This is a genomic window from Phenylobacterium sp. Root700, assembly GCF_001429025.1.
Classification (GTDB): Bacteria; Pseudomonadota; Alphaproteobacteria; order Caulobacterales; family Caulobacteraceae; genus Phenylobacterium.
In genome coordinates, this window is record NZ_LMHT01000014.1 from 54,806 (window position 1) to 79,930 (window position 25,125).

The 25,125-nt window shown below is 68.7% G+C and carries 19 protein-coding genes; 12 read left to right on the plus strand and 7 right to left on the minus strand.

All coding sequences use genetic code 11. The annotated features are described in order from the left end of the window. The first annotated feature begins 15 nt into the window (after positions 1-15). The gene (locus tag ASE02_RS09110; RefSeq protein WP_156405991.1) at positions 16-489 is read left to right on the plus strand and encodes a hypothetical protein; all 474 of its coding nucleotides are present in this window, start codon (positions 16-18) and stop codon (positions 487-489) included. On the opposite strand, the gene ASE02_RS09115 is transcribed toward ASE02_RS09110, so the two are convergent. Continuing rightward, positions 486-1,292 carry an exodeoxyribonuclease III gene (locus ASE02_RS09115; protein ID WP_056733368.1) on the minus strand — a complete coding sequence of 269 codons (807 nt, stop codon included), beginning with the start codon at positions 1,290-1,292 and terminating at the stop codon, positions 486-488. The two genes, ASE02_RS09110 and ASE02_RS09115, sit on opposite strands and share 4 nt — an antisense overlap. Positions 1,293-1,504: 212 nt before the next feature. Further along, entirely contained in the window at positions 1,505-2,149 is a 645-nt protein-coding gene (locus ASE02_RS09120; RefSeq protein WP_056733370.1) for an outer-membrane lipoprotein carrier protein LolA, read from the minus strand. Positions 2,150-2,476: 327 nt separating this feature from the next. On the opposite strand from ASE02_RS09120, the gene ASE02_RS09125 reads away from it, so the two are divergent. Next, positions 2,477-4,312 carry a phosphoenolpyruvate carboxykinase (GTP) gene (locus ASE02_RS09125; protein WP_056733371.1) on the plus strand — a complete coding sequence of 612 codons (1,836 nt, stop codon included), beginning with the start codon at positions 2,477-2,479 and terminating at the stop codon, positions 4,310-4,312. Between the two features lie 64 nt (positions 4,313-4,376). Here ASE02_RS09125 and ASE02_RS09130 read toward each other — a convergent pair whose 3' ends face one another. Next, entirely contained in the window at positions 4,377-6,755 is a 2,379-nt protein-coding gene (locus ASE02_RS09130) for a DNA translocase FtsK (protein ID WP_056733373.1), read from the minus strand. 162 nt (positions 6,756-6,917) lie between these two features. On the opposite strand from ASE02_RS09130, the gene ASE02_RS09135 reads away from it, so the two are divergent. Then, a complete protein-coding gene (locus tag ASE02_RS09135; protein WP_156405992.1) occupies positions 6,918-7,298 on the plus strand; it encodes a hypothetical protein in 381 nt (126 codons plus the stop codon). A gap of 76 nt (positions 7,299-7,374) precedes the next feature. Here ASE02_RS09135 and ASE02_RS09140 read toward each other — a convergent pair whose 3' ends face one another. Continuing rightward, positions 7,375-8,280 carry a dienelactone hydrolase family protein gene (locus tag ASE02_RS09140; protein WP_056733377.1) on the minus strand — a complete coding sequence of 302 codons (906 nt, stop codon included), beginning with the start codon at positions 8,278-8,280 and terminating at the stop codon, positions 7,375-7,377. 47 nt (positions 8,281-8,327) lie between these two features. Then, entirely contained in the window at positions 8,328-8,942 is a 615-nt protein-coding gene (locus ASE02_RS09145; RefSeq protein ID WP_056733379.1) for an alpha-ketoglutarate-dependent dioxygenase AlkB, read from the minus strand. A gap of 19 nt (positions 8,943-8,961) precedes the next feature. On the opposite strand from ASE02_RS09145, the gene ASE02_RS09150 reads away from it, so the two are divergent. The 4 genes from ASE02_RS09150 to ASE02_RS09165 all read left to right on the plus strand — a co-directional run bounded on the left by ASE02_RS09150 (position 8,962) and on the right by ASE02_RS09165 (position 13,496). Beyond that, positions 8,962-9,471 (plus strand): hypothetical protein, encoded by a 510-nt coding sequence (locus ASE02_RS09150; RefSeq protein WP_235536657.1) that lies wholly within the window; start codon positions 8,962-8,964, stop codon positions 9,469-9,471. Between the two features lie 177 nt (positions 9,472-9,648). Then, entirely contained in the window at positions 9,649-11,565 is a 1,917-nt protein-coding gene (gene dnaK / locus ASE02_RS09155) for a molecular chaperone DnaK (RefSeq protein ID WP_056733383.1), read from the plus strand. Positions 11,566-11,671: 106 nt separating this feature from the next. Then, positions 11,672-12,826, plus strand: coding sequence for a molecular chaperone DnaJ (dnaJ, locus tag ASE02_RS09160; RefSeq protein ID WP_056733385.1), 1,155 nt, complete (start codon positions 11,672-11,674; stop codon positions 12,824-12,826). Between the two features lie 67 nt (positions 12,827-12,893). After that, positions 12,894-13,496 (plus strand): TetR/AcrR family transcriptional regulator, encoded by a 603-nt coding sequence (locus ASE02_RS09165; RefSeq protein ID WP_156405993.1) that lies wholly within the window; start codon positions 12,894-12,896, stop codon positions 13,494-13,496. Between the two features lie 4 nt (positions 13,497-13,500). Here the strand turns inward: ASE02_RS09165 and ASE02_RS09170 are convergent, their stop codons facing one another. Further along, entirely contained in the window at positions 13,501-14,025 is a 525-nt protein-coding gene (locus tag ASE02_RS09170) for a GNAT family N-acetyltransferase (protein WP_056733389.1), read from the minus strand. Positions 14,026-14,137: 112 nt separating this feature from the next. Here ASE02_RS09170 and mutS point away from each other — a divergent pair, with 112 nt between their 5' ends. Further along, a complete protein-coding gene (mutS, locus tag ASE02_RS09175; protein WP_056733391.1) occupies positions 14,138-16,816 on the plus strand; it encodes a DNA mismatch repair protein MutS in 2,679 nt (892 codons plus the stop codon). Next, the gene (locus tag ASE02_RS09180) at positions 16,816-17,421 is read left to right on the plus strand and encodes an HAD family hydrolase (RefSeq protein ID WP_200957651.1); all 606 of its coding nucleotides are present in this window, start codon (positions 16,816-16,818) and stop codon (positions 17,419-17,421) included. Before mutS ends, ASE02_RS09180 begins: the two co-directional genes overlap by 1 nt. A gap of 138 nt (positions 17,422-17,559) precedes the next feature. Here ASE02_RS09180 and ASE02_RS09185 read toward each other — a convergent pair whose 3' ends face one another. Further along, positions 17,560-19,041 (minus strand): globin-coupled sensor protein, encoded by a 1,482-nt coding sequence (locus ASE02_RS09185; RefSeq protein ID WP_056733393.1) that lies wholly within the window; start codon positions 19,039-19,041, stop codon positions 17,560-17,562. Positions 19,042-19,216: 175 nt separating this feature from the next. Here ASE02_RS09185 and ASE02_RS09190 point away from each other — a divergent pair, with 175 nt between their 5' ends. The 3 genes from ASE02_RS09190 (at position 19,217) to trpS (ending at position 24,996) form a co-directional block, all read left to right on the plus strand. Beyond that, positions 19,217-22,042 carry a [protein-PII] uridylyltransferase gene (locus ASE02_RS09190; RefSeq protein WP_056733395.1) on the plus strand — a complete coding sequence of 942 codons (2,826 nt, stop codon included), beginning with the start codon at positions 19,217-19,219 and terminating at the stop codon, positions 22,040-22,042. A gap of 146 nt (positions 22,043-22,188) precedes the next feature. Then, complete coding sequence (murJ, locus tag ASE02_RS09195; RefSeq protein ID WP_255354033.1) at positions 22,189-23,814, plus strand: murein biosynthesis integral membrane protein MurJ; 1,626 nt, start codon at positions 22,189-22,191, stop codon at positions 23,812-23,814. Positions 23,815-23,961: 147 nt separating this feature from the next. Continuing rightward, positions 23,962-24,996, plus strand: a complete 1,035-nt coding sequence (gene trpS / locus ASE02_RS09200; RefSeq protein WP_056733399.1) for a tryptophan--tRNA ligase — start codon at positions 23,962-23,964, stop codon at positions 24,994-24,996. The last annotated feature ends 129 nt before the right edge of the window (positions 24,997-25,125 follow it).

Sequence of the window (25,125 nt, forward strand, 5' to 3'; positions counted from 1 at the left end):
CAAGGGGATCGGCGCATGGCGCGTAAGAAGTGGGGGTTGGCTAGAACCTTCCCCCTGATGCTGATCGGCGCGGTGGCGGTCGGGTTCGTGACTGTGGGGATCTCATCCTACCTGCAGCGCGAGGGGCTGCTCGCCGCCTCGACGGCGGTGGTTCGGCCCGAGACCCTGGTGGGCGAGCCTTGCCCGAGCCTGACCAAGGCCGAGTACGAGGCGCGGCCGACCAAGGCCAAGCAGGCCTTCATCTCCAACGACATCCGCTATGAGCGCCGCTACGGCCATGTGGAGTGCAGCGTGGTCGCCGCCGAGGACAGCGGGACGGCCTTTGTGCCGGTCTGCCAGTTCACCGGCCCGGCGCTGCTGACGGTGACGACGGCGAAGGGGACCTTCTATTTCGCGCCGGGCGTCGGCAAACCGGCCACGGTCTCGACCCGTGACGGCGTGCCCAGCTGCGCTTTGGTCTCGAACTTCAAGGCCGCCGGCGGGGTTTAGAGCCCGAAGTCGGCGCTGACCGGGGCGTGGTCGCTGGGCCGCGTCCATTCACGAACGTCGTCATGGACGCGAGCCTGCGCCTTGCCGGTGCGCAGCGCGGCTTCGCGCAGGCCCGGCGAGATCAGCACGTGGTCGAGCCGCAGGCCGCGGTTCGACTTGCGGAAATCGGCGGCGCGATAGCTCCACCAGGAAAACAGCTTCTCCGGATCGGGAATCGCCTCGCGCACCAGGTCGGTGAAGTCGAGGCTGGCCATCAGCTTGGCGAAGGCCTCCAGCTCGATCGGGGTGTGGCTGACGATCTTCGACATCTGCTTGTGGCTCCAGACGTCATATTCGCCCGGCGCGACGTTCAGATCGCCGACGATGGCCAGCGGGTCCTTGGGATCGCGGCGCGACATCTCGGCGGTCAGCTGCTCGAAGAAGTCCAGCTTGTGGTCGAACTTGGGGTTCACCGTCCGGTCGGCGATGTCGCCGCCGGCCGGGATGTAGAAGTTCTGCACCTCGACCCCGGCGATCTTGCCGGAGACGCAGCGGGCGTGACCCTCGCGGCAGACGTCCAGCGGGGCGACGTCCTCGATCGGATAGCGCGAGGCGATGGCCACGCCGTGCCAGCCCTTCTGGCCGGCGATCTTGATGTGCGGCAGGCCGACGGCCTCGAAGGCCGCGCGGGGGAACTCCGGCTCCTGGCACTTGATCTCCTGCATGCACAGGACATCGGGGGCCTGCTCGTCGACGAAACGAGCGACCTGCTCGGCGCGGAGGCGGACGGAGTTGACGTTCCAGGTGCAGAGACGGAGGCGCATGCCGCGTACTTAAGGGGCTTTGCGCAAAAAGAAACGCCCGGGCACTGGAGAAGCCCGGGCGTAAAGTGTGTCTCTCATGCCGCCGCCGGGAGGGGATAGGGTCCGGCACGGAAAGGCTCGCGATCGCGCGAACCCCGTAGTTGTATTAATGACACTTCCCCTAATAAAAAGTCAATGGGAAATCACGCGAGATATTGCGTGTTGTGAAAGTGTCACGCTTTCGGTCGACCAACGTTCTTCGGTCGAGGGTCGCGCAGGACAAACAGCGACGCGGCCAGACCGCTGGTCTGGGTCAGTTCGGTCAGCCGGATGCGGGTCGAGGCGCCTTGCGCGTCGGTCACCGTCCAGCCGATCAGGGCCAGCGGGCTGTCGGAGAAGGTCAGGGTGATCTGCCCCTCGGCTTCCTTCTTGCCGTCACGGGCGGTGATCGAGAAGCCATCGGCCATGCGGGCGACGCGGCTGACCACCACGTTCTTGTCGAGGCGGATCTGGCGGGCCAGGAAGATCGACAGCGGCGTGGCCATCAGCGGATAGGCCTCGAAGGTCTTCAGGCGTCCGTCGGCGATGGAGACGTTGCCGCCGTCGGAGACCACCAGCAGGCGCGAGGGCGCGTCGTATTCGAACCGCGCCTTGCCCGGGCGCTTCAGATAGAGCGTGCCCTGGGTGGTCGCGCCGCGCGCATCGGTCTGCACGAACCGGCCCTTGGCCTCGGTAAGGCCCTGCAGATAGGTCGCCGCACGATCGACCAGCGCCTTGTCGGCGGCCGTAAGCGGCGCGATTTGCGGGCGTTGGGCCAGGGCGGGGAGGGGCAGGGCGGCCAGGCCCAGCGCCAGGGCGCGTCGGGTCAGTCGAGTCATTCGAAGCTCCAGTTTCGCCGAGCAGCCTATAGGGCGCCCTGGGCGTCAATAGGGCGCAAGAACGGCCACGACCGCGCTTGCGTTCCGCCGCGTCTATCCTTGAGCGTGGTCCAGAAGAGCCGGCGGGTGTTCACGCCACAATATCGTGAGGCGCGAGTTCTTGAATTGTCACCGGTGTCATTTCGCTGGTTCGGCGTATCGGGTTCGACTGACCTTGTGTCCGTCAAATTTCGTACATATCACCGAGCCGCTGGCCGATAGGCGGGTTCCACAGAGAACCCCCGCGGCTGGCGACGTCTGCGTGGGTAACAAAAGGGGCGACGCCTGATGGGCATGGCCATTCCGGGTCTCGATGAGGCTCCGACGAAACATGCTGGCCTGTTGGCCTGGGTACGCGAAGTCGCGGAGATGACGCAGCCGGACCGAGTCCACTGGTGCGACGGGTCCGACGAAGAGTGGAACGCGCTGACGGCCGAGCTGGTCGCGGCCGGCACCCTGACGGCGCTGAACGCCGAGAAGCGCCCGAACAGCTTCCTGGCCCTGTCCGATCCGCGCGACGTGGCGCGGGTCGAGAGCCGCACCTTCATCTGTTCGAAGGACCCGGCGGACGCTGGTCCGACCAATAACTGGCTCGAGCCCGATGAGATGCGGGCCGACCTGAAGCAGCTGTTCAAGGGCGCCATGCGCGGGCGCACCATGTATGTGGTGCCGTTCTGCATGGGGCCGCTGGGCTCGAAGATCTCCGCCCTGGGCGTCGAGATCACCGACAGCGCCTATGTCGCCATCTCGATGCGGGTCATGACCCGGATGGGCAAGGGCGCTCTGGACATGCTGGGCGAGGACGGCTTCTTCGTCCCGGCCCTGCACTCGGTCGGCGCGCCGCTGGAAGCCGGTCAAGCCGACGTCGCCTGGCCGTGCAACGAGATCAAGTACATCGTCCACTTCCCCGAGGACCGCGAGATCTGGTCCTACGGCTCGGGCTACGGCGGCAACGCCCTGCTCGGCAAGAAGTGCTACGCGTTGCGCATCGCCTCGGTGATGGCCAGGGACGAGGGCTGGCTGGCCGAGCACATGCTGATCCTCAAGCTGACCTCTCCCGCCGGCCAGGTCCGCTATGTGGCCGCTGCCTTCCCCAGCGCCTGCGGCAAGACCAACATGGCGATGCTGCAACCGACCATCCCCGGCTGGAAGGCCGAGACGGTGGGCGACGACATCTGCTGGATGCGCTTCGGCGACGACGGCCGGCTCTATGCGATCAACCCGGAAGCCGGGTTCTTCGGCGTCGCGCCCGGCACTGGGAACGCGACCAACAAGAACGCGGTCGACGCTCTGCACGCCAACACCGTCTTCACCAATGTGGCCCTGACCGCCGACGGCGACGTCTGGTGGGAAGGCCTGACCGACACGCCGCCGGAAGGTCTGACCGACTGGAAGGGCCGCGCCTGGACGCCGGAGTCCGGCGAGCCCGCCGCTCACCCGAACGCCCGCTTCGCCGTGCCGGCCGACCAGTGCCCGGTGATCGCCGACGAGTGGGACGACCCGGCCGGGGTGCCGATCTCGGCCATCCTGTTCGGCGGCCGCCGCGCCAGCGCGGTGCCGCTGGTGACCGAGGCCTTCGACTGGGCCCATGGCGTGTTCCTGGCCTCCAACGTCGCCTCGGAAGGCACGGCGGCGGCGGAGAACAAGGTCGGCGAGCTGCGCCGCGACCCGTTCGCGATGCTGCCGTTCTGCGGCTACAACATGGGCGACTATTTCAGCCACTGGCTGAAGGTCGGCGCCCAGGCGGACGCCGCCAAGCTGCCGCGCATCTATTTCGTGAACTGGTTCCGCAAGGGCGCGGACGGCAAGTTCCTGTGGCCGGGCTACGGCGACAACAGCCGCGTGCTGAAGTGGATCGTCCAGCGGCTGGAAGGCGAGGCCGACGCCGTCGACACGCCGATCGGCCGCCTGCCGACCAAGGACGCGCTGGACCTCTCGGGCCTGTCGATCACCGACGCGGCGCTTGAAACCCTGCTCTCGGTCGACCCCGAGGTCTGGGCCGAGGAAGCCGCCCTGATCCCCGACGCCTATCGCAAATTCGGCGACCGGATGCCGGCGGAGTTGTGGAGCCAGTACGAAGCGCTGACCCAGCGCCTGGCCCTGCGGGCGCAGGCGGCGGAGTAACACCGAGACAGTCCCCTCTCCCGCTTGCGGGAGAGGGTGAGGGCGAGCGGAGCGAGGGCCGCGGTTAAGGCGCGGCGCCGACCAGGACTTCGCGTTTGCCGGCGTGGTTGGCGGGGCTGACCACGCCTTCGTGCTCCATGCGCTCGATCAGCGAGGCGGCGCGGTTGTAGCCGACCTGCAGGCGGCGCTGGACGTAGCTGGTCGAGGCCTTGCGGTCGCGGGTGACCACGGCCACGGCGCGGTCGTAGAGATCATCGCCTGAGCCGCCGCCTTCGTCGCCGAAGCTCTCGCCGCCCTCGCCATCCTCGTCGCCGCCGGCGGTGACGTCCTCGAGGTACTGCGGCTCGCCCTGGGCGCGGAGGAACTTGGCCACGGCCTCGACCTCCTCGTCGGAGACGAACGGGCCGTGCAGGCGGGTGATGCGGCCGCCGCCGGCCATGTAGAGCATGTCGCCCTGGCCCAGCAGCTGCTCGGCGCCCTGTTCGCCCAGGATGGTGCGGCTGTCGATCTTGGAGGTGACCTGGAAGCTGATCCGGGTCGGGAAGTTGGCCTTGATGGTGCCGGTGATGACGTCCACGGACGGACGCTGGGTGGCCATCACCAGGTGGATGCCGGCGGCCCGCGCCATCTGGGCCAGACGCTGGACGGCGCCCTCGACGTCCTTGCCGGCGACCAGCATCAGGTCGGCCACTTCGTCGATGACCACGACCAGATAGGGCATGGGCTTCGGATCAATGCGCTCGCTCTCGTAGATCGGCCGGCCGCTGTCGTCGAAACCGGTCTGGACGGTGCGTTCGAAGTGCTCGCCCTTGGCGGCGGCCTCCTTGGCGCGCTCGTTATACGAGGCGACGTTCCGCACGCCGATCTTCGACATCAGGCGATAGCGGTCCTCCATCTCGCGGACGGTCCACTTCAGCGCGACGATGGCCTTCTTCGGATCGGTGACGACGGGCGCCAGCAGGTGCGGGATGCCGTCATAGACCGACAGCTCCAGCATCTTCGGGTCGATCATGATGAACCGGCACTGATCGGGCGACAGCCGGTAGAGGATCGACAGGATCATGGCGTTGACGCCCACGGACTTGCCCGAGCCGGTGGTGCCGGCGATCAGCAGGTGGGGCATCTTCGACAGGTCGGCGATATAGGGCTCGCCGCCGATGTTTTCGCCCAGCGCCATGGGCAGGGCCTGGGTTGAGCGCTCGTACTCCGAGCTGGCCAACAGGTCGCGCAGATAGACGGTCTCGCGCCGGGCGTTGGGCAGTTCGATGCCGATGGCGTTGCGGCCGGGCACCACGCTGACGCGGCAGGCGGCGACCGACATCGAGCGGGCGATGTCATCCGACAGGGCCACGACCCGAGCCGATTTCACGCCGGCGGCCGGGACCAGTTCATAGAGGGTGACGACCGGGCCCGGGCGGATCTGGTCGATATTGCCGCGCACGCCGAACTCGGCCAGCACGCTTTCCAGCAGCTGGGCGTTCTGGCGCAGGGCGCCTTCGTCGAACTGCGAGGCGCGCGGCTTGGGCTTGGCCAGCATGGCCAGCTCGGGCAGGGCGAAGCCGCCGGTCTTGACGAAGTCGAAGGTGCTTTGGGCCTCGCGCTGCTCGCGGTTGGATTCCTTGGGCGCGGGCTTGGGGGCCTTGATCGCCACGCTGGGCGAGGTGTCGTCATCGTCGTCGGCGACCGCTGCGGGGTAGGGCGCCGGTTCAGGACGCGCCGGCGTTGCGGCGGGCGCAGGCTCGGCGGCCTTGGCGCGGCGGGCGACCGAGGTGCGTGCGGGCTTGGCGGACGCCGGGGCCGGGGCGGCCGAGCGCTTCTGAACCACGGCCTGCACCCAGGCGATGCTGGCCTCAAGCTCGGCCCGGCGCACGCCGATCGCATAGCCCAGGGCGGCCGTGGCGGCGACCGCCAGCAGGATCGCGGCGAAGACGCCGCCGCCGGGGATGTGGGCGTAGGAGAACATGCCGGCCAGGCCGTGCAGCACGCCGTCGCCCCAGAACCCGCCGAGCCCCTTGGCCAGCGGCCAGGCGGCCGGGGCGGGCGGGGCGGCCAGCAGGCCGGCGAGGGCGAGCACGCCCAGGGTTCCGACGATGGCGCGGATCCGCACCTTGCGACGGTTCTGGTCGGGTTGCGGCGTGGTGGCGCGGCCAAGGCCGAACACCACCATCAGCAGGGCGGCGACCCCGGCGGCCAGGCCCAGCGACTGGATGCCGACATCGGCCGCGGTGGCGCCCGGCGCGCCCAGGATGTTGGACGGCGACAGGGCCGAGGCGGCGTTGAGGCTGGGATCGGCGGCGTTGTAGGTGGCCAGGGCCACGGCGAAGGCGATGCCGGCGGCGGCGATCACGCCGCCCCGCAGCCGCGCGGTGGCGGGGTGGGTCCAGGCGAGGCTGGCGATATGCAGCCCCAACTCAACACCCGTTTTCCGCGCCACTCGCGCCATCGCTCGATCCCCAGTTCTGGAAGCCCCATGTTTGGACGCGCGAGGGTTAAGAGGCGTTTACCAAGCTGGGCGGTCGCGGGGTGTTTTCCTCAGAGCCCTCGCCCGATGGAAATCCAGTTTTCGTTTGATCAAACCCACACTAGGTTCGCGAGCATGTGGACCATGCCTCGAAACGTCCTGCGGGTCGTCGCCGCCATCCTCGCCATCTGCGCTGTCGGTGGTTTCGTGCTGGGCGTCCGGGGCGCGCCGGAACGGGCGCGGCTGCCGGGCGAGAGCCCCGAGGATGGAACCGCGCTCAAGGCGACCGACGCCCGGCCGCTGGAGGACCTGGTCCTGACGCCGTCGGAGCTGGCGCCCGAGCCGCCGAAGACCGAGGAAAAGCCGGAAGAGAAGGCCGAGGCGACCGCGCCGGTCGTCGCCCCGCTCGAGGCCCCGAAGACCGCGCCGCCGGCCAAGACCCCGGCCATGCCGTCGGCGGACGAAGACAAGGTCGGCGACCTGATCGACGGCCTGACCCCGCCGCCGGAACAACCGCCCTACTGATCGCACCCCTCCGTCTCGCTTTCAGCGAGCCACCTCCCCCAGCGGGGGAGCTGTCAGCGTAGCTGACTGAGGGGGATCAGCGCGGCTTGAACGCCTTGGGCTTCACGCCGCTGGCGGCGAAGTGGACGAGCATGCGTGACCAGCCGTCGGCGGCCGCGGCCGCGTCGTAGCTGGCGCGATAGTCGGCGTGGAAGCCGTGCTGGCTGTCCGGATAGACCACGATGCTGGACTTGGTCTTGCCCGCCGCGGCTAGCGCTGCCTTCATGGTCTCGACGTCGCTGAGCGGGATGCCGCCGTCCTTGCCGGCATAGAGGCCGATGACCGGGGCGCGGACATTGGCGGCGAACTGCACCGGCCAGGTGCGGTCAGGTTCGCTCAGGAACTCGCCGGCCTTGGGCGGGGCCAGGCGGCCGTACCAGGCCGCGCCGGCCTTGATATCCTTGAACTTCTCGGCCGCCTGCCAGACGACCGCGCCGCCCCAGCAGAAGCCGGTGATCGCGATCTTCGACTTGTCGGCATAGGTCTGGCGCTTGAGGAAGCCGAGGGTGGCCTCCAGATCGCCCAGCACCTGGGCCTCGGAGGCCGCGCCGACGATCCTGCGGACCTCGGCGAAGTCGGTCACCGTCGAGGGGTCGCCCGCGCGGATGAAGAAGTCGGTGGCGATGGCGACGTAGCCGAGCTTGGCGAGGCGGCGGCAGATATCGCGGATGTACTCGTGCACGCCGAAGACTTCGGAGATCACGACCACCACCGGGAAGCGGCCCTTGGCGTCAGGCCGGGCGACGAAGGCGGGAACCAGGCGGTCGGCCGCCGGAATCTCCACCGTCTCGGTGATCAGGCCGGCGGCGTCGGTGGTGATCGGCTCGGCCTGGGCCGACAGCGCGGCCAGTGCGTAGCCGCCGAATACGGCCACGGCCAGGCCCCGGCGCGAGAGGTTGAAGTCCTGCGGCTCGGAGCCTTCGGGGCGAGTAAGCGTAAGCACGGCGATAACCTCCCAGCGGTTTGCTCCATTAGCGGCGCAGGGCCACCTCAAGTCAAAGGGCTGGCTCTTCGCAAGGTCAGGTTGATCCGTCCCCCGCCGGGGATCAGCCGCGACGAGCCAGGCAGGATGCGGTCCACCCCGTGATGGAACAGCCGCGCTTCTCCGGCGAGCAGGCAGACGTCGCCCGACGAGAGCTTCACCGAGGAGGTCGGATCGGTCCGCTTGGTCCCGCCGATGCGAAAGACGGCGGTGTCGCCCAGCGAGACCGAGAGCACGGGGAAGCGCAGATCGGCCTCGTCGCGGTCCTGGTGCAGGCTCATCCTGGCCTCGGCGTTATAAAAGTTGATCAGGCAGGCGTCGGGCGGGACCAGTGGATCGGCGAGCTCGCTCCAGAGGTCGAGCAGGACCTGGGGAATATCGGGCCAGGGCTCGCCGGTGGTCGGGTGTCGCGGTTCATAGCGATAGCCGGCGGCGTCGGTGGTCCAGCCGAGCGGCCCGAAGCTGGTCATGGCCACGCTCATCGGCTTTCCGCCCGGCGTCACCTGGTGGACGAAGGGCGCGGTTTCGACCCGCGCCTGGACCTCTTCCAGCAGCTCGCTCTGCGCCTCCGGGGAGAGGCGGCCGGGCAGCAGGCGAAATCCTGTGGTCGTCGAAAGGCTCATCGGGTCACATATAGGGGCGATGGCCCATTCTGCTCCCGATCCGCGCATGGCGCCCATGAGCTGGCGGCGTTTGACGCCTGGCGAGCGTGATATCTGCGCATCAGTCTTTGGCGAAGCGCTCGACGTCGATCGGATCGCGATCTTCAGCCTGCCGCTGTGGCCGCGACCTTTCGTCCCAAACGGCCGATTGATCGTCTGGCCGGGCGCCTCGGCCCTGGCCGACTTCGCCAAGGCTCCGTTGTGGCTGCGATCGGTGCTTGTGCACGAGCTGGTGCACGCCTGGCAGGCCCAGAAGGGGGTGTTTCTGCCCCTGGCCAAGCTCAAGGCCGGGGATGGACGGGCCGCCTATGCCTACGATCTGGACGATGGGCGAAAATTTTCGCAACTCAATATCGAACAGCAAGCCATGGTCGTACAGCACGCCTATATCGCCGCTGGTGGTGGGGCTGCGCCCTATGACACCCAAGCTTATGCAAGGATTTTAGAAGCTTGGCGGGAGGGGCTCGGGACAAGACCCCGCGCGATATAGGGTCATTGCGCTCTTGCGGGGGACGCAGTTGATCCCATATCGCGACTCGACGCCGGTTTCCCCGTGGGTTAACCGGCCGAGCCCTTATTCGAACCGGGGACGTCGATAAGAAACGGGGTGCTTCACTCGAAGGCCCTTTAACCGGCGTCCGCCATTCAGGAGCGAGCAAGACTCGATATGAGCAAGATCATCGGCATCGACCTGGGCACGACCAATTCGTGCGTGGCCATCATGGACGGCAAGCAGCCGAAAGTGATTGAGAACGCCGAAGGCGTACGGACCACGCCGTCGGTTGTGGCCATCCTTGACGACGGGGAACGCCTCGTCGGTCAGCCGGCCAAGCGCCAGGCCGTCACCAACCCGTCCAACACCCTGTTCGCCATCAAGCGCCTCATCGGCCGCAGCTTCTCCGACCCCGTGGTCGAGAAGGATCGGCACATGGTGCCCTATGACATCGTCAAGGGCCCGAACGGCGACGCCTGGGTGAAAGCCCACGACAAAGACTATTCGCCCCAGCAGATCTCGGCCTTCATTCTGCAGAAAATGAAGGAAGCCGCCGAGCAGCACCTCGGCGAAAAGGTCGAGAAGGCCGTCATCACGGTCCCGGCCTATTTCAACGACGCCCAGCGTCAGGCGACCAAGGACGCCGGCAAGATCGCCGGCCTGGAAGTCCTGCGCATCATCAACGAACCGACCGCCGCGGCGCTCGCCTACGGGCTTGAGAAGAACGACGGCAAGAAGATCGTCGTCTACGACCTGGGCGGCGGCACCTTCGACGTCTCGATCCTGGAGATCGGCGACGGCGTCTTCGAGGTGAAGGCCACCAACGGCGACACCTTCCTCGGCGGTGAAGACTTCGACATGCGCATCGTCGAGTACCTCGCCGATGAGTTCAAGAAGGAGACCAGCGTCGATCTGCGGAAAGACAAGCTGGCCCTTCAGCGGCTGAAGGAAGAAGGCGAGAAGGCCAAGAAGGAACTCTCGTCGGTTCCCCAGTACGAAGTGAACCTGCCCTTCATCTCGATGAACGCGTCGGGCCCGCTGCACCTCAACATCAAGCTCTCGCGCGCCAAGCTCGAAGCCTTGGTCGAGGACCTGATCGCCCGCACCGTCGGCCCCTGCGAGCAGGCGCTGAAGGATGCCGGCCTGAAGAAGTCCGACATCGACGAAGTGATCCTGGTCGGCGGCATGACCCGCATGCCCAAGGTCGTCGACACCGTGAAGGAGTTCTTCGGTCGCGAGCCCCACAAGGGTGTGAACCCGGACGAAGTCGTGGCGCTGGGCGCCGCGGTGCAGGCCGGCGTTCTGCAAGGCGACGTCAAGGACGTGCTGCTGCTGGACGTCACTCCGTTGACCCTGGGCATCGAAACCCTGGGCGGCGTGTTCACCCCGCTGATCGAACGCAACACCACGATCCCGACCAAGCGTTCGCAGACCTTCTCGACCGCTGACGACAACCAGTCGGCCGTGACCATCCGCGTGTTCCAGGGCGAACGCCCGATGGCGCACGACAACAAGATGCTGGGTCAGTTCGACCTGGTCGGCATTCCGCCGGCGCCGCGCGGCGTGCCGCAGGTCGAGGTCACCTTCGACATCGACGCCAACGGCATCGTCAACGTCTCGGCCCGCGACAAGGCTACGGCCAAGGAGCAGTCGATCCGTATCCAGGCCAATGGCGGTCTGTCGGACGCCGACATCGACAAGATGGTGCAGGAAGCCGAGGCCAACAAAGCCGAGGACGAAAAGCGCAAGGCGCTGGTTGAAGCCAAGAACCAGGGCGAAGCCATCGTCCACTCGACCGAGAAGGCCCTGGCCGAGCACGGCGACAAGGTCTCGGGCGCCGACAAGGACGCCATCGTGACCGGCCTGGCCGATCTGAAGACCGCTCTGGAAGGCGAAGATCCCGACGCGATCTCCACCAAGACCCAGGCGTTGATCCAGGCTTCGATGAAGCTGGGCGAAGCCATGTACGCCGCGCAACAGGGCGGAACGGACGATCAGCCGGAAACGGCGGGCGTCGATGACGACGTGGTCGACGCCGAGTTCGAGGAAGTCGGCGACGACGACGACGACAGCAAGAAGAAGTCGGCGTAGCCGAAAATGGACATCTCCGCCCGGTTCGTTCCGGCTCAAGCCTTGCAGCCGGGCGGGGATCATCCCACCTCAATATTCAGATCAATTTTTGAACGCCTGACATAGCATGCGGGATTATTACGAAATCCTCGGTGTGGAGCGGAGCGCCGATGACGGCGCGCTGAAGGCTTCGTTCCGTAAACTGGCCATGGAGCATCACCCTGACCGCAATGGCGGTTGTGGCGAGGCCGAAGGGCGGTTCAAGGAAATCAACGAGGCCTATTCGGTCCTCTCCGACCCCCAGAAGCGCGCGGCCTACGACCGGTTCGGTCATGCGGGCGTGAACGGTTCGGGCGGTGGCGGTGGCGGAAACGGCCAGTTCCACGACGTGAACGACATCTTCAACGAGGTGTTCGGCGACGTCTTCGGCGACATGTTCGGCGGTCGCGGCCGCCAGCGCGGCGGTCCGGCCCGTGGCCAGGACCTGCGCTACGACCTGGAGATCACGCTCGAGCAGGCCTATGCCGGCTCCGAGGTGGAGATCACGGTCCCGGCCTCGATCAATTGCGAAAGCTGCGAGGGCTCGGGCGCCAAGGCCGGGACCAGCCCGACGGTCTGCGGCAGCTGCGGCGGCGCCGGACGCGTGCGCGCCAGCCAGGGCTTCTTCTCGATCGAGCGCGCCTGTCCGCGCTGCGGTGGTTCGGGCCGGTTGGTCCTGGACCCCTGCCAGGATTGCCGCGGCCACGGCCAACTGCGCAAGGAGCGTACGCTCCAGGTTCGCATCCCGGCCGGCGTCGACGACGGCGCCCGGATCCGGCTGGCCGGCGAGGGCGACGCGGGTGCGCGCGGCGGACCGCGCGGCGACCTCTACATTTTCCTGTCGGTGAGGCCTCACGACCTCTTCGACCGCGAGGGCCTGGACCTGCTCTGCACCGTGCCGGTGCCGATGGGGGTCGCGGCGCTGGGCGGCGAGATCGAGGCGCCCTGCCTGATGGGCGGCGAGGACTGCGACGGCAATTGCAAGATCGAGGTCAAGGTGCCGGAAGGCTCCCAGACCGGCCGTACGGTGCGCTTGAAGGGCCGCGGCATGCCGTCCCTGCGCTCACGCGAACGCGGCGATCTGGTGGTCGAGCTGTTCGTCGAGACGCCGACTAGGCTGACCGCGCGCCAGAAGGAACTGATGCGCGAGTTCTCCGAAATCTGCGGCGAGCAGCAGCATCCGAAGTCGGCCAATTTCATCGGCAAGGCCAAGCGGTTCTGGGAAGACGTGACCGGGGCCTGACGCCTCGCCATCGGCGCGGCGCTCAAATTGCGTCGCGTCCGGCGATCTGCGGCGTTATCGAAGGATCATGAGTCTCAGTCCCGTCCTCGACGTGCAGATCACCGACGGCCGCCGCGCCCGCACGGTCGCCAGCCGCGCGCGGATCCTCGAGGCCATGATCGACCTGTTGCAGGCCGGCGTCGCCCAGCCCTCGGCCGAGGCCGTCGCGGCCAAGGCCGGCGTCGGGGTGCGGACGGTCTTTCGCCTGTTCAGCGATGTCGACGGCCTCTATCGCGGTCTGCAGGCGACCATGGCCGAGCGGTTGGCCCCGATCCTGGCCGAGCCCGTCACCGGCAGCCTGACCGAACGGCTCGATGTCCTGGTCGGGCGCCGGGCGCAGGTGTTCGAGGAGGTCTCGCGACCCAAGGCCTTCGCCGACATGCACCGGGCCAGGTCTCCTGAACTTCAGGAAACCCACAAGATCTTCATCCTGACCCAGCGGACCCTGCTGCTTGGCCACCTCGACGGCCTGCTGCCCGACGACGCCGACCTTGCCGCGGCGCTCGACCTGGCGCTCAGCTTCGACGCTTGGCGGCGTCTGCGCGAGGATCAGGGCTTGTCGCGTGAGGCGGCCGAGCGGGTGATGCGGCGGATGGCCCGCGCCCTCGTCGCCACCATACCAAATCCTTGAGGCGCTAGCGCAGCAGCGCGCGGATGTCGGGCCAGCGGTAGCTCACCTCATAGGTGACGCCGCCCGGGCCGGGCTCGCGGCGCGGGGCCTCGGCCTGGCCGCCGAGATGCTCGTAGAAGCCGCGGGCCGGAATGTTGTCTCGCAGCACCGACAGCATCAGGCTGGTGGCCTCATTGGCCGCGAACACCTGGGCGATGTGGGTCAACAATCGCCGTCCAAGGCCGTACCCCTGGGCGGCGCGCAGCACGTAGAGGGTGGTGATCTCCGCCTCGCCGGGACGTTTGGCGCGCGAGGGGCCGCCGGCGGCGTAGCCCACGAGGCCCTCGCGGTCGGCGGCGACCAAGGTCGCCTCGCGTTCGCCTGGCTTGATCAGGCTGGCGGCGAAACGGCGGGTATGGACCGGGATCGACATGCGATTGAGGAACGAGTCCGGCAGCAGGCCCTGATAGGTCTCGCGCCAGGATCGGATGTGCAGACGCGCGAGGTCCTCGGCGTCGCCCGGTCCGGCAGGGAAGATGACGTGCTGCAAGTCGCGCTCCTCGCTGAACCACAGCTTGGGAGTCGCGAGCCGTTCTTCAAGGGGGACGGAGTTCGGAACGGGGCTGACGGACGGCGCGGGCGCCGCTAGTTTCCCCCCACTCATGAACGCCCCGTCTCCCACGCTCCCCGATCCCGCCGGCGCCACGCCGGTCATGGCCCAGTTCTTCGAGGCCAAGTCCCGCCAGCCCGATGCGCTGGTGTTCTTCCGCATGGGAGACTTCTACGAGCTGTTCTTCGAGGACGCCGAGAAGGCCGCCGCGGCGCTGAGCATCACGCTCACCGCGCGCGGCAATCACGGCGGCGCGCCGATCCCGATGTGCGGCGTGCCGGTGCATGCGGCCGAGGCCTATCTGGCCAAGCTGGTCCGCGCGGGCTTCAAGGTCGCGCTCTGCGAGCAGATGGAAGACCCGGCCGAGGCCAAGAAGCGCGGCTCCAAGTCGGTGGTGCGCCGCGACGTGGTCCGGGTGGTGACGCCCGGCACCCTGACCGAGGAAGGCCTGCTGGACGCGCGCGGCGCCAACCGCCTGGCCGCCGTGGCCGTGCGGGCCGGGACCGCCGCCGTCGCCAGCGTCGAGCTGTCCACCGGCGAGGTGGAGTGCATGGCGATGTCGCGCGACGGCCTGGCCTCGGCGCTCGCCGCGCTCGGCCCGTCCGAGACCCTGGTGCCCGACCGGCTGTTCGCCGACGAGACCCTGACCGAGACCTTCAAGACCGCCGGCGGGTTGATCCAGCCGATGGCCTCGGCGTTGGCCGAGCCTGCGGCTTCGGAAGCCCGGCTGAAGCGGCTCTACGGCGTCGAAACCCTGGACGGTTTTGGCGAACTGACTGGCGCCGAGATTTCGGCGCTGGGCCTGATCGCCGCGCATCTGGAGATCACCCAGGCCGGGCGTTTGCCGGCGCTGACCGCGCCGCGCCGGGCGGGCGAGGCCGACGTGATGTCGATCGACCCGGCCACCCGCACCAGCCTGGAGATCGAGAAGAGCACTTCGGGCGGGCGCGACGGCTCGCTGCTGGGCGCCATCGACCGCACGATCACCGCGCCGGGCGCGCGGCTGCTGTCGGCGCGGCTGGCGCGGCCGCTGCTCGATCCCGCCGCCATCAATGCACGGCTCGACGCGGTGGAATGGTTCTGTGAGCGCCGTCCCCTGCGCCAGACCTTGCGCGAGACCCTGCGCGGCATGGGCGACATGGCGCGCGCGCTCTCGCGCCTGGCGCTGGGCCGGGGCGGTCCGCGCGACCTGGGCTGCCTGCGCGACGGCCTGTCCGGCGGCGAGACGATCTCGCAGCTGTTCTCGCACCCTGAGCCGCTCGACCCGCCGCCGCCGGGCGAGATCGCCGGCGCGCTGGCCGGCCTGCATCCGCTCAGCGATCCCAACCTCGCCGAATTCCGCCGCATGCTGGCGCAGGGTCTTGGCCAGGACCTGCCGGCCCAGGCGCGTGACGGCGGCTATGTCGCCGCCGGCGTCCGCGTCGAGCTGGACCAGGCCCGCGCCCTGCGTGACGACAGCCGCAAGGTGATCCTGCAGCTCGAGGCGCGGCTGGGGGCCGAAAGCGGCGTGGCCCTGAAGATCCGCCACAACGCGGTGCTGGGCTATTTCGTCGAGACTACGGCCAAGGCGGCCGAGCCGCTGATGACCCCGCCGCTCAACGCCACCTTCATCCACCGCCAGACCCTGGCCAACCAGGTCCGCTTCACCACCGTGGAGCTGGCCGAGCTGGACGCGCGCATCGCCCAGGCGGCCGAGCGGGCCCTGGCCATGGAGGTCGCCACCTTCGAGGCCTGGCGCGAGGCCGCCATCGGCGTCGCCGCCGCCATCCAGGCCGCCGCCGAGGGCGCGTCGCGGCTCGATGTCGCCGCGGGCCTGGCCGAATGGTCCGACGATGTCGGCGCCAGCCGTCCGGTGGTCGACCGCTCGACCGCCTTTGAAGCCGAGGCCGCGCGACACCCGGTGGTCGAGGCCGCGGTCAAGCGGGCCGGCAATCCCTTCACGCCCAACGACTGCCGCCTCGATGGGGCGGGCGTCGCCGGCGCCCGGCTGTCCATCGTCACCGGTCCGAACATGGCCGGTAAGTCGACCTTCCTGCGCCAGAACGCCCTGCTGGCGGTGCTGGCCCAGGCCGGCTGCTACGTGCCGGCCAAGAGCTTGCGGCTGGGCGTGGTCGACCGGCTGTTCAGCCGGGTCGGCGCGGGCGACGATCTGGCGCGGGGCCGCTCGACCTTCATGGCCGAGATGGTCGAGACCGCCGCCATCCTGACCCAGGCGACGCCGCGTTCGCTGGTGATCCTTGATGAGATCGGGCGCGGCACGGCGACCTATGACGGCCTGGCCATCGCCTGGGCCTGCGCCGAGGCGCTGCACGAGACCAACCGCTGCCGGGGCCTGTTCGCCACGCACTATCACGAACTGGCCGTGCTCGAGGACCGCTTGGCTCACGTCGCCAACCTGTCGCTGAAGGCCAAGGAGTGGAACGGCGACCTGATCTTCCTGCACGAGGCCGGGCCTGGCCCCGCCGACCGCTCCTATGGCGTGCAGGTGGCCAAGCTGGCCGGGGTGCCGCCCGCCGTGGTGGTCCGCGCCCGCGAGGTGCTGGACCGGTTGGAACGCGAAGCCGGGGCGCCGGCCCACCTCGACGGCCTGCCGCTGTTCTCCGCCGCGGTCGCTGAGCCCGAACATCGCGGACCCAGCCAGGTGGAGGAGGCGCTGCGTGCGCTCGACGCCGACAGCATGAGCCCGCGCGAGGCGATGGCGGCGCTCTATCGCCTGAAGGAAATGCTCTAGTGGCCTTGAAGGCCCTGATGGTCGATGTGGACGGCGTGATCGTCACCCACGCCGATCCGAAGGGTTGGTCGGCCAATCTGGAGGCCGACCTCGGGCTCTCGCCGGAAAGACTTCAGGAGGCGTTCTTCGCGCCGCACTTCGGCGACATCGTCCACGGCCGCGCGCGCCTGCACGACCGGCTGGGCCTAGTGCTGGCGCAGATCGCCCCGCACCTGACCTCCCAGGCCCTGGCCGACTACTGGTTCGAGCAGGACGGCCATCTGGATCATGATCTGCTGGATCAGCTGGCGGTGGTTCGCGCGCGTGGGATCCAGCTGCATCTGGCCACCGTGCAGGAGCACGAACGGGCCGACTATCTCTGGACGAAGATGGGGCTGAAGGACCGTTTCGACGCGATCCACTACGCCGCCGCGCTCGGCCACGCCAAGCCGGCGCCGGAGTTCTATCGCGAGATCGAGAGGCGCACCGGCTTTGCGCCGAGCGAGCTGTTCTTCATCGACGACAAGGCCGCCAATGTTGAGGCCGCCCAGGCCTGCGGCTGGGCCGCGGCGGTCTGGACCGGCGAGGATCGGTTGGCTGACCTGATGGCGCGGGCGGGGTTTTAGCTTCCCACCTAGTTCGTCATCCTCAGGTCGCCTGAAAGGCGATCCGGGGGACCCAAGCTGAGTTGCAGAACTTGATAGACCCTATGGGTCCCCCGGATCTCGCTTCGCGAGCCCGGAGGATGACGAGCGTGGGGGACCCTAAGCCGCGCGACGCCGGACGGGGGCGGCGCCTTGGGCCAGGCGGAAGCGGCCGATCAGGTCGGTGAGGGTGTCGGCCTGCTGGGCGAGGTTCGCCGCGGCGTTGGCGGTCTCCAGCACCATGGCGGCGTTCTGCTGGGTGACGCGGTCCATCTCGTTGACGGCGGTGTTCACCTGGCCAAGGCCAACGGCCTGTTCCTGAGTCGAGGTGGAGATGTCGCCGACCAGGCCATGAACCTGTGTCACGCGGCCGACGATGCGGCTTAGCGCCTGACCGGTCTGGCCGACCAGGTCGACGCCTTGGGCGACCTGTTTGCTGGAGTCGGTGATCAGGCCCTTGATCTCGCGGGCGGCGTCGGCGGCGCGCTGGGCCAGGGCCCGGACTTCGGAGGCGACGACCGCGAAACCGCGGCCAGCTTCTCCGGCCCGTGCGGCCTCGACGCCGGCGTTGAGGGCCAGCAGGTTGGTCTGGAAGGCGATTTCGTCGATCACCCCGATGATCTGGCTGATCTGCTTGGCCGAGCCTTCGATCTCACCCATGGCGGCGATGGCGGCGTCCACCACCGGGGCGCTCTGTTCGGCCTCCTGGCGGGCGTCGGCCACGGCGCCGGAGGTCTGGCGCGCGGTCTCGGCCGAGCGGCGCACGGTGACGGTGATCTCGTCGACGGCGGCGGCGGTCTGTTCCAGCGAGGCGGCCTGGTTCTCAGTGCGGCGGGCCAGGTCGTCGCCCGAGGTCTTCAGCTGGCCGACGGTGGAGGTCATGGAGGACACCGCCTCGACCACCGCGGCGATGGTGCCGTGCAGTTCGCCGACCGCGCCGTTGAAGTCGTCGCGCAGCTGGGCGTAGTCGCCGGTCAGTTCACGGTCGATCCGCGCGGTCAGGTCGCCCTTGGCCAGCCCCGACAACGCGCGGGCCAGGGTCTGGACGACGCGGGCCTGTTCGGCGGCGGCGGCGGCGCGCTCGGCCTCGGCCTTGACCCGCTCGGCCTCGGCGGCTTCGAAATAGACGTCGAGCACCAGGCTCATGTCGAGCATGGCGCCCTTGATCAGGGCGGTGACGATGTCGGCGGTTTCGGCGCTCTTGGCCTTGTTGGCGAACATGCCCGACGCGCGTTCAGCCATCACCGAGCGAACCAACTGATCCAGCACCAGGGCGTAGCCGCCGATATACCAGCGCGGCTCCAGCCCGATCTTGGCGTGGACGCCGCCGATGGTCTGGACGGCCTTGGCGTAATCGGCTGAGAACTCGCCCGACGCGATGCCCTGCCAGTGGCGGAGCTGGGCGTTGTGGGCCTTGGTGATGTGGCCGTCGCTGCTGAAGTGAGCGCGGGTTTCCGGCGTCTTGCGGACCTGGGCGTAGAAGTGATCGAGGGCGGCCGGCAGCTTCTCGGAAATCAGCGGCTGGGCCGCGCGCAGCGCCCGGCGGGTCTCCGTGGTCACCTGCATGAACTCCAGGCGTCCGTCCAAGCCGTTCCCAGCCATCACTCACTCCACAAGCTACGCCATGTCCTCCTGACTGGGTGCGGTTAAGGATAGGTAAGCTGGCGTCGCCGGCGCCCGGTTTCGAGGCGTTTCTCGGCCAATCGACAATCGGCTCGCCAGGCGGGCCCTTTTCTTTGGCCTCGGCAGAAGAACCGGCGGAGACTATATCCAGGTTATGCCCCCACGCCTTCGCCCCACGCGCCTGGAATATGTTGTCGACGGGGTGCGCCTACGCGCCCAGCTTTCGGCCGCCGCCCTGGATGCGTCCGGCGACGAGGCCGAGCAGCGCCGCCGGGCGCTGGAGATCCTCAAACAGGCGCTGTTCCGCGGCCGGATGATCGCCAAGGAGCGCCTGGAGAACGGGGCCGGCGGCATCGAGACCGCGCGGCTGCTGTCGGGCGTCACCGACGAGGTGGTCACCGCCCTCTATGATTTCACCACCGTACACGTGTTCCGGGCCCGCAACCCGACCGAGGGCGAACGCCTGGCCCTGCTGGCGGTCGGCGGCTACGGACGCGGGGCCTTGGCGCCGTTCTCCGATCTCGATCTGCTGTTCCTGCGCCCCTACAAGCAGACCGCCCACACCGAGAGCGTGATCGAGTACATGCTCTACGCCCTGTGGGACCTGGGCTTTAAGGTCGGCCACGCCTCGCGCACGATCGAGGAGTGCATCAAGCTTTCGCGCGAAGACTACACGATTCGCACCTCGATCCTGGAGGCGCGCCAGCTGACCGGCGACAAGCAATTGGCCGACGAGCTGATCCGCCGGTTCCGCGCCGAGGTGGTCAAGGGCACCGCCGCCCAGTTCGTCGCCGCCAAGCTGAAGGAACGCGACATCCGTCAGGAGCGGGCCGGGGCCAGCCGCTACATGGTCGAGCCCAATGTGAAAGAGGGCAAGGGCGGCCTGCGCGACCTCAACACCCTGTTCTGGATCGCCCAGTACCTGCACCCGGTCAGCCAGGTCGACGGCTTCGTCCAGCTCGACATGTTCAACCGTCGCGAGGTCGCGGCCTTCATCAAGGCGTTCGATTTCCTCTGGGCGGTGCGCTGCCACCTGCACTTCGCCACCGGCCGGCCCGAGGAGCGGCTGACCTTCGACCTGCAGCCGGAGATCGCCCGGCGGATGGGCTATGGCGACCGCGGCGACGCGCCGGCGGTCGAGCGGTTCATGCGCCGCTACTTCCTGATCGCCAAGGAGGTGGGCGCCCTGACCCGGGTGTTCGCCGCCAAGCTCGAAGCCGAGCAGATCAAGCAGGAGCCGAGGGGCCTGTCGCGGCTGATCCCCGGCCACGGCAAGGTCAAGCGCAAGAAGCTCGATCCCGGTTTCCACGAGGAGGGCGGGCGTCTCAATATCGACGGGCCGGAGATCTTCGAGACCGATCCGATCAACATGCTGCGGCTGTTCCGGCTGGCCGATCAGCGCGACCTCGACCTGCATCCTGACGCCTTCACCGCCGCCAGCCGCTGCTCGGGCCTGATCGGCTCGAAGGTGCGGCGCGATCCGGCGGCGGCCAAGGTGTTCCTGGACATCCTGGCCCACGGCCGCGATCCGCAGCGGACGCTGTCGATGATGAACGAGGCCGACGTCCTGGGCCGCTTCGTGCCCGAGTGGGGCCGCATCGTCGCGCAGATGCAGTTCAACATGTACCACTCCTACACCGTGGACGAGCACACCCTGCGGGCCGTCGGGGTGATCGCCGACATCGCCAACGGGCGGTTCGCCGAGGACCATCCGTTGTCGACCTCGGTGATGCCGCTGATCGACGACCGCGAGGCGCTGTTCCTGGCCATGCTGCTGCATGACACCGGCAAGGGCGGGGTCGGGGGCCAGGAAAAGGCCGGCGCCCGCGCCGCACGCCAGGCCTGCGAGCGCCTGGGTCTGGATCGCAAGCGCATCGAGATGGTCGCCTGGCTGGTCGAGCACCACCTGGTGATGAGCGACTACGCCCAGAAGCGCGACATCTCCGACCCGCGCACGGTCGCCGATTTCGCCCGCATCGTGGAGACGCCCGAGCGGCTGCGCCTGCTGCTGGTGCTGACCGTGGCCGACATCCGCGCCGTCGGGCCAGGCGTCTGGAACGGCTGGAAGGGCCAGCTGATGCGCGAGCTCTACGGCGCGACCGAGGCGGTGTTCCGCGGCGGGCGCGGCTCCGACGCCGCCGCCGCCATCCGCCGCTATCACGAGAACGCCGCCTATGACGCCCGCGTGCGGCTGATCGCGGCCGATCCGACCACGGCCGGCTGGGTCCAGACCATGGAGGACGCCTACTTCACCTCGTTCACCGACGATGAGATCCTGCTCCACGCCGCCCTGGCGCGCCGCGCCGAGCAGGCCGGCGGGGCGGCCGCCCAGGGCCAGATCCGCAGCGGGCTGAACGCCTCGGAGGTCGTGGTCGCGGCCCCCGACCGCCAGCGATTGTTCGTCAACCTGGTCACCGCCATCACCGCGGCCGGCGCCAATGTGGTCGGCGCGCGGGTGTTCACCTCCGGCCAGGGCGAGGCGCTCGACGTCTTCTACGTCCAGGACGGCGCCGGCACGGCCTATGGCGCGGACAATCCGCGCACCCTGGCCCGGCTGGCCGAGGCCCTGGAGGCGGCGGGCCGCGGCGAACCGATCAAGGGCGAACCGCGCCGGGTGACGGACTTCGGCCGCGCGGCGGCCTTCTCGATCACCCCCACGGTCATGCTCGATAACGAGGCCTCGGAGGTCTCGACGGTGGTGGAGGCCTCGGGCCGCGACCGGCCAGGCCTGCTGGCGGCCCTGGCCCACAATATCTCCGACGCCGGCCTGTCGATCCTGTCGGCCCATATCGACGGCTATGGCGAGCGGGCGGTCGACGCCTTCTATGTCACCGAGCCGGACGGCGGGAAGTTGACCGATCCCAAGCGGATGGCGGCGCTCAAGGCCGATCTGATGGTGTCGCTGAACGAGGTCGAAACCGCCGCGACGCCCCGATCGCGCGCCAACCTCCAGAAGGCGCGGGCCAGCGTCGGGCGTTGAGGTCCCAGATAGGATTCGAGAAGGCCTAAGCTCCCTTTTCCTCCCCCATCTTGATGGGGGAGGGGAGGAAAAGAGCTTCGCCGTGATCGGGGGTTTGCGCGTGTGTCGCCCTTGACCGAGTCCGGGGCGCAGCGCACACAAACCGCGTGACCGCGCCCGTATCCCCCCCGCCCAAGAGCGGCCTGATCCGCTCCTCCATGGTGCTGTCGGGCTTGACGCTGATCAGTCGGTTCATGGGGCTGGCGCGCGACCTGGTGCTCACCGCCCGGCTCGGGGCCAGCGCCACCATCGCGGCGGACGCCTACTACACCGCCCTGGCCTTTCCGAACCTGTTCCGGCGGATCTTCGCCGAAGGGGCGTTCTCCTCGGCCTTCATCCCGGCCTACACCAAGACCCTGACCGGCGAGGGCCAGGCCGAGGCCGACCGCATCGCCTCCGACGCCCTGGCGACCCTGGCGGCGGCCACCATCGCCCTGACGGTGATCGCCCAGCTGGCGATGCCGTGGCTGATGTATGTGATCAATCCCGGCTACGCGACCGATCCGGCCAAGTTCAAGCTGGCGATCGTGCTGACCCAGATCAGCATGCCCTACCTGCCGTGCATGGCCATCGGGGCGCTGTTGTCGGGGGTGCTGAACGCCCACCGCCGGTTCATCGTCACCGGCATATTCCCGACCATCCTCAACCTGGTGATGCTGGCCGCGGTGATCCCGCAGCACGATCCGATCCGGGCGGCGACCGCGGCCTCGATCGGCATTCCGATCGCCGGGGTGCTGCAGGCGGGCCTGCTGTGGTGGGGCGCCAAGAAGGCGGGCGCGAAGATCGTGCTGCGCCGGCCCAAGCTTAGCCCGGAGATCAAGGCCCTGGTGGCGCTGGCCATCCCCGGCGCCATCGCCGCCAGCGCGGTGCAGATCAACATCTTCATCTCCGGCATCCTGGCCTCGCAGGTGCCCGGCGGCCGCGCCTGGACCGAGGTGGCCGCGCGCCTCTATCAGCTGCCGCTCGGCCTGATCGGCGTGGCGGTGAGCGTGGCGCTGTTGCCCCGGCTGTCCAGCGCCATCCAGGCCAAGGATCACGACGACGCCCAGGCCGCCACCGATCAGGCGATCATCTTCTCGCTGGCCCTGACCGCGCCGGCCGCCGCGGCCCTGGTGGCGATGCCGTTCTTCCTGATCGACGGCCTGTTCACGCGCGGCGTCTTCACGATGGAGGATGCGCGCCAGACCGGCCAGATCCTCTTCCAGTACGGCTGGGGCGTGCCGGCCTTCGTGCTGGCCCGGGTTCTGCAGCCGGCCTTCTTCGCCCGCGCCGACACCCGCGCGCCGATGCGGTTCGGGATCATCTCGGTGGTGGTCAACATCGTGCTCGGCCTGGCGCTGTTCCAGGTGATCGGCATCCAGGGGATCGCCGCGGCGACCAGCGCGGCGGCGTGGCTGAACGTCCTGCAGATGGTGCTGCTGCTGGCCAAGCGCGGCGACTACACGCCGACCAAGGCGGCTTGGAGCCGGATTGGCCGCATCGTCGTGGCCAGCGCGGCCTTCGGCGCCCTGCTGGGCTTCGCCAGCCATGAGCGCGCCTGGCTGGAGGCCCCGCTGCGCCATGTCTCGTTCATCGGCCTCGGCGCTAAGGAGATCGCGGTGTTGTCGACCAGCGCCGTCGGCGTGGCGGTCTACGGCCTGCTGCTGCTGGTGTTCCGAGGGGTCACCCCGACCGAGATCCGCGCGGCCCTGCGCCGCCGACCGGGCGATGTCGCGGTTTCGCCCGATCTTTGACAGGCTTGCCGTTGTTCGCCGAAAGCCTTATTCGCAAAGGTCATGGCTTACGGAACGCACACTTGGCGATGGCGCAGCGCCTGATCCCGCCCACCGGCTGCGCACAAGCGCGCCTGCACGTCCTCTTTTCAAAAGCCTGACCTCATCATGACCGACCAAGCTCCCCCCGCCTACACGGGCCCGCAACGCGTGCTGTCCGGCGTCCAGCCTTCCGGCGCCCTGCACCTTGGCAACTATCTCGGCGCGCTGGTGAAGTTCGCCCGCCTGCAGCACGAGGTGGAGACCTTCATCTTCGTGGCCGACATGCACGCGATCACCGTGTGGCAGGACCCCAAGCTGCTGGCCTCGCAGGTCCGCGAGATCGCCGCGGCCTACCTGGCGGCCGGCCTGGATCCGAAGGTCGCGACCATCTTCCCGCAGTCGGCGGTGACCGCGCACGCCGAACTGGCCTGGATCTTCAACTGCGTCGCCCGCCTCGGCTGGCTCGACCGGATGACCCAGTTCAAGGAGAAGTCGGGCAAGCACAAGGAGCGCTCGAGCGTTGGCCTCTACACCTATCCGGTGCTGCAGGCCGCCGACATCCTGCTCTACAAGGCGACCCAGGTGCCGGTCGGCGAGGACCAGCGCCAGCACCTTGAGCTGACCCGCGACGTGGCGGCCAAGTTCAACCACGACTTCGAGGCGCCGGGCTTCTTCCCGCTGCCCGACGCCATGACCCAGGGTCCTGGCGCGCGGATCATGTCGCTCCGCGACGGCTCGGCGAAGATGAGCAAGTCCGACCCGTCGGACAATTCGCGTCTCAACCTGCTGGATGAGGCCGACGTCATCGCCCAGAAGGTCCGCAAGGCCCGGACCGATGCCGAGCCCTTGCCCGAAACGCTCGACGAGCTGAAGGAACGGCCCGAGGCGCTGAACCTGCTCGGCATCTACGCCGCGCTGGAGGGCCGCACCTCGGCGCAGGTGCTGACCGAGTTCGCCGGTCAGGGCTTTGGCGCCTTCAAGCCGAAGCTGGCCGATCTGGCGGTGGAGAAGCTGGGTCCGGTCGGCGCCGAGATGCGCCGGCTGATGGCCGATCCGGCCGAGATCGACAAGGTGCTGGCCGCCGGCGCCGAGCGCGCCCGCGAGGCCGCGGCCCCGACCCTGGCCGAGGTCAAGAAGATCGTCGGCTACTGGGGGGCCTGATCCCCGCCCATAATCGTCATCCTCCGGGTTCGCGAAGCGAGATCCGGGGGACCCAAGCGGCCTATCAAGTTCGGCGCCTCAGCTTGGGTCCCCCGGATCGTCTTTCAGACGACCGGAGGATGACGAGGT